This is a genomic window from Nonomuraea cypriaca, assembly GCF_015645445.1.
In the GTDB taxonomy this organism is placed as follows: Bacteria; Actinomycetota; Actinomycetes; order Streptosporangiales; family Streptosporangiaceae; genus Nonomuraea; species Nonomuraea cypriaca.
Window position 1 is genome coordinate 23727 of the sequence record NZ_JADOGI010000098.1, and the last position, 13205, is coordinate 36931.

16 protein-coding genes and 1 tRNA gene are annotated in these 13205 nt (G+C 66.5%); 13 read left to right on the forward strand and 4 right to left on the reverse strand.

Translation table 11 applies throughout. The annotated features are described in order from the left end of the window. Nucleotides 1-241: 241 nt before the first annotated feature. The 7 genes from ITP53_RS28925 to ITP53_RS28955 all read left to right on the forward strand — a co-directional run bounded on the left by ITP53_RS28925 (nt 242) and on the right by ITP53_RS28955 (nt 4611). Nucleotides 242-463, forward strand: coding sequence for a type II toxin-antitoxin system VapB family antitoxin (locus ITP53_RS28925; protein WP_195898617.1), 222 nt, complete (start codon nt 242-244; stop codon nt 461-463). Beyond that, entirely contained in the window at nt 460-870 is a 411-nt protein-coding gene (locus tag ITP53_RS28930) for a PIN domain-containing protein (protein ID WP_195898618.1), read from the forward strand. The genes ITP53_RS28925 and ITP53_RS28930 overlap by 4 nt, the downstream gene beginning before the upstream one ends. A 693-nt stretch (nt 871-1563) precedes the next feature. Then, the gene (locus tag ITP53_RS28935; RefSeq protein ID WP_195898619.1) at nt 1564-1872 is read left to right on the forward strand and encodes a molecular chaperone GrpE; all 309 of its coding nucleotides are present in this window, start codon (nt 1564-1566) and stop codon (nt 1870-1872) included. Next, a complete protein-coding gene (locus ITP53_RS28940; protein WP_328816094.1) occupies nt 1869-2192 on the forward strand; it encodes a type II toxin-antitoxin system PemK/MazF family toxin in 324 nt (107 codons plus the stop codon). The genes ITP53_RS28935 and ITP53_RS28940 overlap by 4 nt, the downstream gene beginning before the upstream one ends. 494 nt (nt 2193-2686) lie before the next feature. Continuing rightward, on the forward strand, nt 2687-3145 hold the full coding sequence (locus ITP53_RS28945) for a helix-turn-helix domain-containing protein (RefSeq protein ID WP_195898620.1): 459 nt from the start codon (nt 2687-2689) through the stop codon (nt 3143-3145). A gap of 14 nt (nt 3146-3159) precedes the next feature. Next, entirely contained in the window at nt 3160-3699 is a 540-nt protein-coding gene (locus tag ITP53_RS28950; protein WP_328816097.1) for a PIN domain-containing protein, read from the forward strand. Between the two features lie 312 nt (nt 3700-4011). Then, nucleotides 4012-4611 (forward strand): hypothetical protein, encoded by a 600-nt coding sequence (locus tag ITP53_RS28955; protein ID WP_328816099.1) that lies wholly within the window; start codon nt 4012-4014, stop codon nt 4609-4611. A 28-nt stretch (nt 4612-4639) separates the two neighbouring features. On the opposite strand, the gene ITP53_RS28960 is transcribed toward ITP53_RS28955, so the two are convergent. After that, nucleotides 4640-4713, reverse strand: a tRNA-Gly gene (locus ITP53_RS28960). A gap of 98 nt (nt 4714-4811) precedes the next feature. Here ITP53_RS28960 and dcd point away from each other — a divergent pair. From dcd to ITP53_RS28975, 3 genes are all read left to right on the forward strand, one after another. Beyond that, nucleotides 4812-5387 carry a dCTP deaminase gene (gene dcd / locus ITP53_RS28965; RefSeq protein ID WP_195898622.1) on the forward strand — a complete coding sequence of 192 codons (576 nt, stop codon included), beginning with the start codon at nt 4812-4814 and terminating at the stop codon, nt 5385-5387. 280 nt (nt 5388-5667) lie between these two features. Continuing rightward, nucleotides 5668-6285 carry a DUF47 domain-containing protein gene (locus ITP53_RS28970; RefSeq protein ID WP_195898623.1) on the forward strand — a complete coding sequence of 206 codons (618 nt, stop codon included), beginning with the start codon at nt 5668-5670 and terminating at the stop codon, nt 6283-6285. 5 nt (nt 6286-6290) lie between these two features. Then, nucleotides 6291-7295 (forward strand): inorganic phosphate transporter, encoded by a 1005-nt coding sequence (locus ITP53_RS28975; RefSeq protein ID WP_195898624.1) that lies wholly within the window; start codon nt 6291-6293, stop codon nt 7293-7295. Between the two features lie 5 nt (nt 7296-7300). Here ITP53_RS28975 and mshD read toward each other — a convergent pair whose 3' ends face one another. Next, the gene (gene mshD / locus ITP53_RS28980; RefSeq protein WP_328816102.1) at nt 7301-8215 is read right to left on the reverse strand and encodes a mycothiol synthase; all 915 of its coding nucleotides are present in this window, start codon (nt 8213-8215) and stop codon (nt 7301-7303) included. A 108-nt stretch (nt 8216-8323) separates the two neighbouring features. On the opposite strand from mshD, the gene ITP53_RS28985 reads away from it, so the two are divergent. Next, nucleotides 8324-10105 (forward strand): bifunctional metallophosphatase/5'-nucleotidase, encoded by a 1782-nt coding sequence (locus ITP53_RS28985; RefSeq protein ID WP_195898626.1) that lies wholly within the window; start codon nt 8324-8326, stop codon nt 10103-10105. 209 nt (nt 10106-10314) lie between these two features. On the opposite strand, the gene ITP53_RS28990 is transcribed toward ITP53_RS28985, so the two are convergent. Then, nucleotides 10315-10620: a nucleoside triphosphate pyrophosphohydrolase family protein gene (locus tag ITP53_RS28990; RefSeq protein ID WP_195898627.1), complete on the reverse strand. Its 306-nt coding sequence runs from the start codon at nt 10618-10620 to the stop codon at nt 10315-10317. 24 nt (nt 10621-10644) lie between these two features. Then, nucleotides 10645-11949, reverse strand: coding sequence for a sensor histidine kinase (locus ITP53_RS28995; protein WP_195898628.1), 1305 nt, complete (start codon nt 11947-11949; stop codon nt 10645-10647). A 218-nt stretch (nt 11950-12167) separates the two neighbouring features. Here ITP53_RS28995 and ITP53_RS29000 point away from each other — a divergent pair, with 218 nt between their 5' ends. Next, the gene (locus ITP53_RS29000) at nt 12168-12398 is read left to right on the forward strand and encodes a hypothetical protein (protein ID WP_195898629.1); all 231 of its coding nucleotides are present in this window, start codon (nt 12168-12170) and stop codon (nt 12396-12398) included. A gap of 168 nt (nt 12399-12566) precedes the next feature. After that, a partial coding sequence (locus tag ITP53_RS29005) for an NAD-dependent epimerase/dehydratase family protein (RefSeq protein WP_195898630.1) occupies nt 12567-13205 on the forward strand: 639 nt, incomplete at its 3' end.

The window sequence follows — 13205 nt, forward strand, 5'->3', positions numbered from 1 at the left end:
GAACGTGAGCACCAGCGGAACGGTGATCCCCACCGAGAACAATGGCCACGTATCTGAGACGATGTCGCCTCCCCGCCAATCGAGCAGGACCCCCAAAGAGCAGCCTGCCTCGGCGGTCCAGGATTCTTGGAAATGATCTCCAGTAAGAAGGCGGGGCGCCGAGTCCAAGGAGCAGGAGCCCTCGCCATGTTGGTGAGATATACTCTGATGTACATCACCAACATTCGCTAGGAGGTGCGGTATGGCTGTGACCCAGATCGACATCGACGAGGACGCCCTGGAACGCGCCATGGCTCTGTCCAAGGTCAAGACCAAGAAGGAGACGGTCAATCTCGCTCTGCGCTTCTACGCCGAACAGCAGGAGCGTGCGGCGCGCATAAGCCGCCACTTCGAGCGTGCTCGTGAGTGGGGCGCCGTCGAGGACGCCGAGCGCCTGCACCAGGCGGAGAAGCACAGCCGGTGATCTACCTGCTCGACACCTCCGGCCTGGTTCGACTACTCCGCACCCCGAAGCTGCAAGCGTCCTGGTATGACGCGATCGATGCCGGGGTCGTCGCATCGTGCTACGTGCAGCGCGCCGAGTTTCTCTACAGCGCCCACAATGGGCGCGAGTACGACGAGATCGCGGAGATGTTCATCGACCTCTACCCCGACGTGTCGGTGCCGAAGAACGCCGGGCGCTGGATCAGCGCGGTACAACACCGTATGGCTCGAGCCGGGGAGCATCGCAGCGCCTCTGCGGTGGACCTCGTCATCGCCGCCACCGCGGCCCAGCACGGCCTGACCGTCCTCCACGACGACGCCGACTACCGCACTGTTGCCCGGCACGCATCCGACTTCCGCGAGCACAACGTCCACGACATCGCCTGATGGCGCGGATGGGGCATGACCATGTACGGACGGCAATGATCTACCAGCACATGGCCAGAGGCCGGCGAGCAGGGGCTCCCCGAAAAACCATCCCGAAGACATCAACCGCGCCCTGAATGGAGAAGACCCACGGAGAGGGTGGTACGCGGGGGCTCGGGGGGTCGTCCCCCCGACAAGCACAGAAGCCCTGCGAAGCCGACCCGGAGGGCAGCGAGCAGGGCTCCCCGAGAGCGGGTGACGGGAATCGAACCCGCGCTGTCAGCTTGGGAACAGCAGGGATCTTGCCTCGTAGGGGCGTCGACCTGGGACTAAGGCCAGCCGTGAGTGACCGTGGTTGACCCCTCGTTACCGCCCTTAATGGCACGCTAGTGGCACGACGATCAGCCCTGGGGTTTCCTGCGCAACGCTCGCACGCTGGCCGCCTGCCGGTTGATGGTGGGCGGGATAATCAGGATTCCGCCTCAGCCACCTACGACCCTGGCACACGGTACAGCGATCACCCCGGAGCCGGAGCGCCCCTCGCCCAATAGTGAGGATCAATAGGCGGGCGCGGCCCGCCACCGCCTCGCTGACCTGGCCTCTATGCGAGCGCGGCAAGTGGCGGGTGCGATGGCCCGCCGCGAGACACTCCTCCGTTCATGCAGCATAGTTTGCAGCATCCTTAGTTGCACTCTCTGCTGTACACTTGGCTGCATGAGTGTTCGCAAGAGTGTCCCAATGGGAACTGAGGATGTCACCACTCTGGAGCGCATGCACGCTCCTGTCAGCCCCGAGCGCCAGGCCCTGGCGCAGCTCACCGGCCAGGAGTTGAGCGCCAGCGCCTCAGACGCAGAGATCCTCGCCGCGTTGGTCCGCGCAGGACGGGATGCCGTCACTCAGCAGGTGGCAACCACGGGGTATGCGGCGTGGGCAGCCGAGATGGACGACGAGGACCGCGCTTACCGCACCGCCCGCCGTGGCTGGGATCGCGGCAACGTGATGGATGGTGGAACGCGAGCGTGAACGCTGCCCCCAACATCGTCCCCGTCCGCGGCCGGATCTATCGAGCCGATCTCGGTTTCGGGCTCAAGCCATGGCTCGTGGTCTCCAACAATGCCCGCAACAACGCCATCGATGATTGTCTGGTAGCGCGGATCACCACCACTCGCCGCGATCTGCCATCCTGGGCCGCCCTGCGCGCTGGTGACCCGCTCACTGGCTACGTCAACTGCGACGACCTCGGCCCCCTGTACCGAGACCAGATCATCGCCGATCTAGGGGCGCTGTCGATGCCCACAATGATGGACGTCGGCCGGGCGCTACAGCACGCCTTGGCTCTGTAACCCCTCTCGGCCAAGGCCAGGTGGACTCCTCCGAGCGTTCTGGGCCGAGAACGATCAAGGCACTGTGTTCCGGTTCATGTCCCGGACCTGGACCTTTAGCATGGGAGCGGGTGACGGGAATCGAACCCGCGCTGTCAGCTTGGGAACTGCATCGATCACGGCCCACTGGGGCGCTGAGCTGGGCAGCGAGCCGGTCCTGAGTGACCGTGGTTGACCCCTCTTCACCCCTCTTAATGGCCCGCTAATGGCCCGACGATCAGCCCGCGATCCAGTGTCTTGCGCGACGCCCGCACCTGTCCGCCTGACGCTCCCGTCCCCACTGTGGGATCGCCAATAGCCACGACTGTGGTCTGCAGCTCACGGGCATCGCCCACCTGAATGTCAGATCCGTTGGCGACAGCGCCAGCGCAGGTAGGCCGAGATCGGCAGCGCAGCCGCTTGCGTTTGCTGCGCTTGTTGCGGATACTTCGATTACAGCGGGGAAGGATAGACACATGACAGGAACGCAACTCGCAAGCTCGATCAAACCGGGCAGCCTTGACCAGGAGCAGTCAGAGCGGGCGCTCCGACGCATCAAGGACTATCTGATGCGACACCCAGAGGAAAAGACCATCGAGGTTGCGGCAGAGGTGGTTGGCGACGACGCCTTGATCCTCCCGCGCGAAGCCGTGTCGATGCTGGCCTTCATCCTTGCCCAGGTCGCCGAGGGGCGAGGCGTGCAGGTGATGCCGTCACACGCGGAGCTGACAACACAGCAGGCAGCAGCCATGCTAAATGTCTCGCGCCCGTATCTCATCAGCCTATTGGAGGCAGGCGCCATCCCGTACCGGCTGGTCGGCAGGCATCGACGAATCCGGCATGACGACCTCATGGAGTACAAGCGTCAGGACTCGGCTAGGCGCAGAGGGGCGGCCGACGAACTGAGCGAACTAGGCCAGGAATTGGGGCTGTAGTCATGCCTTTTGTCGTGATCTACGATGCCAACGCCCTATTCGGCAACACGCAAAGGGACCTGCTGATCCGGCTAGCGCAATCTGGCCTGGTCCAGGCCAAGTGGACGCATGCGATCCTGGATGAGGTACAGCGGAATCTCGCCGCGAACCTGCCAGATATCGCTCCAGCCAAGCTGGAGCGGCTGCGCGAACTGGTGATTGACGCCGTCCCCGACTGCATTGTCGAAGGGTACGAGCCGATCATCGAGGGTCTTAAATTGCCGGACCCTGACGACAGGCACGTGCTGGCTGCGGCCATCAAGGCGAACGCCCAGGTGATCGTGACGTCGAACCTGCGGGACTTCCCAGTCGAGACGCTGGCCACATGGGGCGTAGATGCCAAAAGCCCGGACGATTTCGTCCTTGATCAGATTGACTTCGATGACCGCGTCGTCTGGGCTTGCGTGCAACAGATCGCGGACTCACGCACTAAGCCGCCACAGACTATCAATGACGTTCTCGACGCTCTGGAGCGCGCCGGCCTCGTTGAAGCGGTTGCGGCCCTGCGCAGCTGAGCTAGATCGTCAAGCAAGGACTCGAGCCCGGTGACGACGCGGGGCTTACGACGACGACGGAGCACTCGAACCAGTCGGATGATCACAGCAAGATAGACTGTCTGGGACGAATCTGGCGCGACAGCAAAACCAAGCCCAGACAAGATCAAAGCCCAGGTACCGAATCACCGTTCTACCTGGGCCTTCAGACTGAGAGCGGGTGACGGGAATCGAACCCGCGCTGTCAGCTTGGGAACCGGCTACTGATCATGCTGGGCTGAGCTGGGAAAGCAGGGGTGCAGGTCAGGGCGGGCCGGTTGACCGTGAGTCCCCGTGAGTGACCGCGGTTCCCTGTCTGTTCTGGCACGCATCTGGCACGCGATCATGATGGCTCGATCTGCGCGAGGTGCGGCGGCTCGCATCAGCGGGCAGCATGGCGGGGTGTCGGAATTGGTGTGGGATGAGGTCAGGAGTTTCTTCGATCCTGACCTGATGGGGACACTGCCGGATGTTTGGGTTACGGACACCTCGGCTGAGGACTGGCAGATGGTCCTCGATTTGATCGAAGCCCATGGCTGGAGAAGCGAGTATCACGAAGGCGACGTCGTCATGCCGTTGCCTCGCGCCGAGCAGGTGCTATCCCGACCGGTGGATGCCGAGTGCCCGAATCTTCGCGTTTGGCCGGCGCCTGATGTACTGGCGATCTTCCGGTTCCTGTCGGATGACGCGATCGACTTCGATGTCGATCTGCGAGAGCTTCAGGGACAGGAGCGGCCGGACATCCTGTGTGAGTTCATCACGATGATCGGGCGGCGGCTGGGCAAGCCGGTGATGATGTCGCCAGAGGGGGACTGGGATCGAGACAACCCAGTACTCGGGTTCGATGTCGAGGCTGATCGAGTGGTGCCGCTGGCGCAACCTTGGGTCGACTGACCCCGCCACGAACGGAGGTCGGGAAAAATGGAGCGGGTGACGGGAATCGAACCCGCGCTGTCAGCTTGGGAAGCTGATGTTCTACCATTGAACTACACCCGCGTACGACCCGAAGTCGCGCCCCTACTGTACCGGAAACTTGGCGCACTTCAGCAATCCCGGCGCCGCAGAGTTTCCGGGCGGGCGGTAGGTTGCTCTGCGTGTTGCTATCTGATCGTGACATCCTCGCTGAGATCGAAACCGGGCGGCTCGCGCTCGATCCGTTCGATCGGGAGATGATCCAGCCGTCCAGCATCGACGTGCGGCTCGACCGGTTTTTCAGGGTGTTCGAGAACCACAGGTATCCGCATATCGATCCGTCGGCGGAGCAGCCGGATCTCACGCGGTTGGTGGAGCCGGGCGGGGATGAGCCGTTCATCCTGCATCCCGGGGAGTTCGTGCTGGCTTCCACCTACGAGATGATCACGTTGCCCGACGATCTGGCGTCGAGGCTGGAGGGGAAGAGTTCGCTGGGGCGGCTGGGGTTGCTGACGCACTCCACCGCCGGGTTCATCGATCCGGGGTTCAGCGGGCATGTGACCCTGGAGTTGTCGAACGTGGCCACGTTGCCGATCAAGCTCTGGCCGGGGATGAAGATCGGGCAGCTCTGCGTGTTCCGGTTGAGCTCACCCGCCGAACACCCGTACGGGTCGGCGCGGTACGGTTCGCGGTATCAGGGGCAGCGCGGGCCCACCCCGTCCCGCTCGTTCAAGAACTTTCATCGGACCAAGATCTGATCGGGGCCCCTCTGGCATCCGTGCGTGCCGCCCTGTCATGATCCTGCTGGGGTTCACCGGACGTTCACACGTTATTCCCAGTTTCGTGCGGTCGGATGTGCACTGAGGCGCCAGAGGAAGGGCCCTTTGCACTGAAAGGCCACCCTTGACGAAGTCCTCTGGCGCCGGTGTCGTACACCATACGCAGGGTAGCGAGAAGGAGAAGGGGACATGAAGTTCGCATTTCGCCTGGTAACCCGTACCCTTTGCACGGACCATCCCCGCACATCTGGAGAACGACGTGCGTCTGCGTCTCACGCCACGTGAGGACAGCTACTACGACCTGTTCGCCGACTCGGCGAACAACCTGGTCACGGCATCCCGCTTTCTGGTCGAGATCATCAGTGACGGCTCGGACAGGGAAGCCCTGGCCGAGAAGATGCGCGCTTGCGAACACGCCGGTGACGAACGCACCCATGCGATCATGAACCGGCTCAACGAGAGCTTCATCACTCCGTTCGACCGTGAGGACATCTACCGCCTCGCCTCCAACCTCGACGACGTGATGGACGCCATGGAGGCGGCCTCCGACCTCATCGTCCTGTACCAGATCGACCACCTGCCCAAGGACGTCGTCCGCCAGGTCGAGGTGCTCGAGCGGGCCGCGGAACTGACCGCCGAGGCCATGCCGCGGCTGCGGTCGATGAAGAACCTCAACGAGTACTGGATCGAGGTCAACCGCCTCGAGAACCAGGGTGACCAGGTCTACAGGAGGCTGCTGGCCAAGCTGTTCAGCGGCGAGTACGACGCCCTCACGGTCATGAAGATGAAGGAGGTCGTCGACGCGCTCGAAGAGGCGGCCGACGCCTTCGAGCACGTGGCCAACACCGTCGAGTCGATCGCGGTCAAGGAAAGCTAGGCCCAGTGGACCTCACGCTCGCCCTCGTCATCGGCGTGGTCGTCATCGCATTGACCTTCGACTACACCAACGGGTTCCACGACGCGGCGAACGCCATCGCGACCTCCGTCTCGACCCGGGCCCTCACCCCCAGGGCCGCGTTGTTCATGGCGGCGGCCATGAACTTCATCGGCGCCCACCTGGGCACCCAGGTCGCGCAGACCGTCGGCTCGGGCATCATCGACGCGCCGGACGGCTCACACGGCCTGGTCATCGTGGCGTCCGCGCTCATCGGCGCGATCGTCTGGAACCTGATCACGTGGTACTTCGGGCTGCCGTCCTCCTCCAGCCACGCGCTCATCGGCGGTCTGATCGGCTCCGCGCTGGCCTCGGCCAGCGTGGTGCACTGGGACGGCGTCCTGGAGAAGGTCGTGGTGCCGATGATCCTTTCGCCGCTGATCGGGTTCTCGCTCGCCGCCGCGATCATGATCGCAATTTACTGGATCTTCCGCAACAGCCAGCCGGGCAAGACCAACCGCGGCTTCCGCTACACGCAGACCGTCTCGGCCGCCGCCATGGCGCTCGGGCACGGGCTGCAGGACGCGCAGAAGACGATGGGTGTGATCTTCCTGGCCCTCACCGTCGGCGGTTTCGCCCAGGAGGGCGACTCCATCCCCCAGTGGGTCATCCTGTCCGCCGCCGGGGCGATCTCCCTGGGGACGTACGCGGGCGGCTGGCGGATCATGCGTACGCTGGGCCGGCGCATCATCGCGCTGGACCCGCCACAGGGCTTCGCCGCGGAGGCGGCGGCGGCGACCGTGCTCTACGGGGCCGCCATCGGCTTCGGAGCACCCATCTCCACCACGCACACGATCACTTCGGCGATCATGGGTGTGGGGGCCACCAAGCGGCTCAGCGCCGTGCGGTGGGGTGTGGCAGGGAACATCGTGACCGCGTGGATCCTGACCATTCCGGCCGCCGCGCTCGTCGCCGCGGTGTCGTACTACATCCTGCACGCCATCGTGGAGTAGGAGGATCACTCCGCGGAGGCGGGGGCGTACATCACGTCCACGTCCCATCGGGAGAAGCCGAGGGACTCGTACAGTCTGATGGCCGCCGTGTTGGCCTCGTCCACGTACAGCATCGCCTGGCCGAGGCCGCGCGAGCGGAGGTGGACGAGACCGGCCAGGGTGAGTGCCCGGCCCAGGCCGGTGCCCTGCTGGGAGGGGTCGACGCCGACGACGTACACCTCGCCGAGGGGCTCGTGGCCGTGGTCGGAGGAGCCGTGGATCTTGGTCCAGTGGAAGCCGACGAGCCGGTCGTCACGGAAGGCCAGGAAGAACCCGTCCGGGTCGAACCAGGGCTCCTGCTCGCGCAGCAGCAGGTCGTCCATCGTCCAGGCGCCCTGCTCGGGGTGGTGGGCGAAGGCCGCGGCGTTGACCTTGAGCCACGCCTCCTCGTCCCGCCCCGGTTCGAACGTACGCAGGCGCACCCCCTCGGGAAGCGTGACCGCGTCCAGCGGCGTGAGCAGGGAGCGGCGCATCCGCCAGAGCGAGCGCACCCGATCGAAGCCGGACGACGCAGCCAGCGCCCCCGCGCCCGGGTGGTCGCCGTGCGCCCACAACCGCAGCGTGCCGCCGGTCAGCTCGAGTACGGCGGCCAGCAACCGCCTGCCGTCGCCCCTGCGGCGGTGGGACGGGTGGATGACCAGCTCGACGCTGGGGCCCTCGACCTCGTCCGTGGGGTCGACGTGGGCGTAGCCCGCCAGGGCCTCCCGGTCGTAGAGCAGCAGCGAGCGGGCCTGGGGGTCGCCGCCGTAACGCAGGTGGAGCATCACGTGTTCGTTGAGCGGCCGGATGCCGTCCGCCTCCGTCGCCGCCTCGACCAGGCCGAGCACGTCGGCGATCTCTTCGTCATCGAGCCGTTCTTGGACCTTCACGAGCACACTCACAGAACGAACTCTAGGCGTACTACTGGCAAATAACGCCATGTGACAGCCTGGCAAATCGTTACCTTTGCGACATGGGACGCATAGGTTGCCCCCGTAACGTCTTGGGCCATGACGTCTCGTTCCTTCCTCCGGCTGGCGCTGGCCGGAGCCGTCGCCTCGGGTGCGGTCATGCTCACGACGCTCCCGGCGGATGCGAGCAAGGCCCCACGGACGGTTCCCGTGCGGCTGCTCGCGCTCAATGACTTCCACGGCAACCTCGAACCTCCGACCGGGTCGTCCGGCCGGATGGTGGACGAGCAGGGCAACACCGTCGACGCCGGCGGTGCCGCGTACATCGCCACGCACATGAAGGCCCTGGCCGACAAGAACACCATCGCCGTGGCCCAGGGCGACCTCATCGGGGCGACGCCGCTGATCTCGGCGGCCTACCACGACGAGCCGTCGGTCGAGTTCCTCGGCAAGCTGGGGCTCAAGGTGGCCGCGGTCGGCAACCACGAGTTCGACGAGGGCTACACCGAGCTGCGGCGGATCATGAAGGGCGGCTGCCACCCGGTCGACGGCTGCTCGCCGGCCGGTAAGTGGAAGGGCGCGCAGTACGACTACGTCGGCGCGAACGTCCTGTTCAAGAACCCGAACGAGAAGACCGACGCGCTGGCCGCGCTCGGGCGGCAGCCGCAGATCAAGAAGCTGCTGTCCGACTGGGGCGTGCCCGCGCTGCCACCCGTCTCCATCAAGTGGATGAACGGGGTGCCGATCGGGTTCATCGGCGCGGTCACGCAGACCACGCCGAGCATCGTCACCAGCGAGGGCATCAAGGACCTCGAGTTCGTGGACGAGGTCAAGGCCGCGAACGTCGCCTCCAAGCTGCTCAAGCTCGTGGGCGTGAAGGCCCAGGTCGTGCTGGTGCACGAGGGCGACCAGGTGAACGCCGGTCAGTCGCCCGACGCCTGCGCCGCCGTCCCTGGTGCGGGCAGCCGCATCGCCACGCAGGTGGACGCGGAGGTCGACCTGATCCTCAGCGGGCACTCGCACCAGGCGTACGTGTGCAAGGTCAAGGACCCGGCGGGCCACGACCGCGTGTTCTCGCAGGGCGGCTCGTTCGGGCGGGTGATCACGCAGGTCGACATGAACGTGAACACCCGGACGCGCGACATCGACCGCGCCTCGGTCGTAGCGGACAACCACGTCGTGACCCGGACAGTCACCGCGGATCCCGAAATTTCGGCGTTCGTGCAGACGTGGAAGGACCGCGTCGCTCCCGTCGCCAACAGGGCGGTCGGCACGATCAGCGCCGACCTCACCAACACGGCCGCCCCCTCGGGTGAGTCCCCGCTCGGCAACCTCATCGCCGACGCCCAACTGGCCGCCACCAAGACCGGCGGCAACGCGCAGATCGCGCTGATGAACCCGGGCGGCGTGCGGGCCACGCTGACGTACGCGGGTTCGCCGGCGAACGAGGGCGACGGGGTGGTCACGTACGGCGAGGCGTTCGCGGTGCAGCCGTTCAACAACCTCATGCAGGTGGTCACGCTGACCGGCGCCCAGCTCAAGACGGTGCTGGAGCAGCAGTTCACGGGCGGGCCGAACAACCAGGCGTTCACCAAGATCCTGCAGCCCTCGGCGAACTTCACCTACACCTACAGCGCGAGCGCCGCCTGGGGCGCCAAGGTCTCGGACATGAAGATCGACGGGGTCGCGGTGACGGACACGCAGTCCATCCGGGTCGCGGCGAACAACTTCCTGGTGGGCGGCGGGGACGCGTTCCTCGCCTTCCAGGAGGGCACCGACCTGTGGAGCGGGCCGCTGGACATCGACGCCTTCGTCGACTACCTCGGCCAGAACACTTCCATCGCCCCGCCCGCCACCAATCGCATCACCGTCGTCGGCTGAACCCTTTTCTCAAGGGCTAAAACCCTTTCCATCTTGTACGGCGGAGCCGACGGCACACCACCCGCCGTACAAGGCTAAGGGCCTCCAGGGAGACGCCCTCTGACCCGCACATGGCCGGCCCCCGTCACGGCGAAACGTGCACCAGCCACCGGCCCGACGCGGTAACCGGTTAACGCACAGCTACGCGTTAACCGGTTACCGCGGGGTTGCTATTGCTTCCAGGTGAGCCACTTGCGTTCTATCTCCGTCTGGAGGTCCACGCCGTGATGGTGGGCCATGAGCACCACGTGGCACAGTACGTCGGCCAGTTCAGCCCGGAAGTTGACGTCCAGTTCCTCCGCCGTGTGGCCCTTCGTCCTGGCGCGGCCCGTACGCATCAGGAACGCCTGGGTCAGCTCGCCGATCTCCTCCTGCAGCTTGAGCAGGAACCAGGTGTCGTCGCGGTCGACCCCGATCACTTCGGCGTAGCGGCTGGAGATGGTTTCGATCTCGTCGGCGAGCTGGCGCAGATCCATGCGGCGAAGTCTACGGTCGCCGGCTCAGCTCGCCCCGTACAACGGCAGGTCCACCACGAAGCGCGCGCCCGGTCTGTGGTCGGCGATGGTGAGTGTGCCGCCGTGGGCCATGGCGATCTCCCGTGACAGCGGCAGGCCGAGTCCGGTGCCGCCCTTCTCCTTGTCCCTGGCCGCCTTCAGCCGGGTGAACCGCTCGAACACCCGCTCCCTGTCCTCTGGCGCGATCCCCTCCCCGTCGTCGGTCACCGTGATGACCACGCGGTCCACCTTCACCGCCACGTCGAGGTCGATCTTGCTGCGGGCGTGCCTGGTGGCGTTGTCGAGGAGGTTGGTCAGGAGGCGGTCGAGCTGCGTGAGCGTGCCGAAGACCGGGGCCGGAGGGCACTCGTTGAGGCAGATGGGCACCCTGCAGTCCTGCCGGCGGCGTACCTGATCCTCGGCCAACCGGCACATCTCCACCACGCTGCGCGGGACGGCCGCGCCCGCGTCCAGCCTGGCCAGCATCAGGAGCTCATTGGTGATGTTCGTCAGCCGGTCGGCCGCGGCCAGGGCGTGCGCGCCCGTCTCCCGCCAGTCCGTCTCATCCGGGCAGGCGTTGGCCACCTCGAGCTGGGTGCGCAGGGCCGTGATGGGGCTGCGCAACTCGTGCGAGGCGTCGGCGACGAAGCGGCGCTGGGTCTCTGCGGAGCGCTGGAGGCGGTCGAGGGTGTGGTTCGTGGTGGCGGCCAGGTCGCTGATCTCGTCTCCTGTGCCGGGTTCTGGTACGCGCCTGCTGAGGTCCTGGAGGGTGATCTCGGCCAGCTCCGAGCGGATGCGCTCGACGGGGCGCAACGCGAGCCCGGCCACGATCCACGTGGTGCCGCCGACGATCAGCAGCATCACCGGGGTGCCGAGGAACACCACGGCGCGGAGCCATATGAGCGTCCGGTTGACGTCCCTGAGGGAGCCGGCCCCGTACACGATGACGGGGGCGTCGGGCGTGTGCGTCCGCATCGCCATGACCAGGTACTCGCCTTTGTCCCTCGAATGCGGCAGGGTGTGTTCGTCCGAGTAGATGATCTCCGGCTTGGCGGGCCGGAACGACGACAGCCGTGGGAAACCGCGCAGGGCGCGGGTGGAGCCGAGCACCTGGCCGTCCTCGGAGACCACCTGGATGAGCTGGACCCGCCATGGCACGTCCAGCACCGGAGGGAGCCGCCCCATCCTGGCGTCTCTCGCCACCTCGCGCACCGCCAACTCCACCCTGGCGTTCACCTCGCCGTACAGGTTGGCGGGCATGACGATGAGCCCGATCGTGGACGTGACAGTGAAGACCACTGCCGCGATCAAAGTCGCGATCATGGTCAGGCGCGCCCGGATCGAGCGAGGAAAGAGCCGTGTCACTATCCGATCCCCCGTATTGCTGTCAGTGACAATTACCCAGGGATGGCACTCACAACTACAGGCCGGGTGATCTGGTCATATGGGTGATCGAGATTCGGCAAGCGGGCCGCCAAGGCGGGCGTTTCATCACCCTCCGTGCATCTTCCCGGCTCCAGGATCGGGCTGTGGAGCTATCGGATCTCCCGCCACGGCGGGGCGTTGAGGTGGTGGCGGACGTCTTCCCCGCCGAGGTACGGGGACTCACCGTCCGGGTGCCACCCACGGGGCTTCCCGGGCGGTGGCGTGCCCTGCTTCGCGAACGGTTCCACCGCCGCGAACCCGAGGCGAAGGGGTGCCGTCCACCGGCTCGCTACCACGACGACGACCAGGACGATCCCGGCGAGTGCCGCCCCTGACCACCCGCCTTCACTAGCCCGGCGAGCGCCGCCGCTGACCACCCGCTTTCGCTGCGAGCGAGCGCCGGCCCTGGCAGGCCCGCGCGGCAACCCGCTTTCGCTGCGGGCGATTCCGCTGAGGGCGTGCACCTCTGTCGTCGCGGGAGCGCGGGGGCCAGAGTGGACGCCATGAGACTTCTGGTGCTGGGCGGCACGGAGTTCGTCGGGCGGGCGTTCGTCGAGGAGGCCCTGGGCCTGGGGTGGGACGTGACGGTGTACAACCGGGGCACCCACGAGCCACCCCCGGGCGTGACCGCGTTACGCGGCGACCGGTCGGCCCCCGGCGGGCTGGCCGCGCTGGAACGCGGCGAGTGGGACGTCGTGGTCGACACCTGGTCGTGGGCCGCCAAGGCGGTCACCGACGCCGCGGCGCTGCTGGCGGGGCGGGCCGGCCACTACGTCTACGTGTCCAGCCGGTCCGTCTACGCCGACCCGCTGCCGTTCGGCGCGGACGAGAGCGCGCCGGTCGTGGCCGCCTCCGCCGACGACGAGGACGACGGCGACTACGCCAGGAACAAGGCGGGGGCGGAGTTGGGCGCGGTGGCCGCGTTCGGCGACCGGGCGCTGCTGGCCAGGGCGGGGCTGATCCTGGGGCCGTACGAGAACATCGGGCGGCTGCCGTGGTGGCTGAGCCGGATCGCGCGGGGCGGTCCCGTGCTCGCTCCGGCGCCCAGGGATCTCGGGTTGCAGTACGTCGACGCGCGCGACCTGGCCGGGTGGTGCCTGCGGGCGGCCGGGGCGGGGGTCGGCGGGGCGTTCAACGTGGTG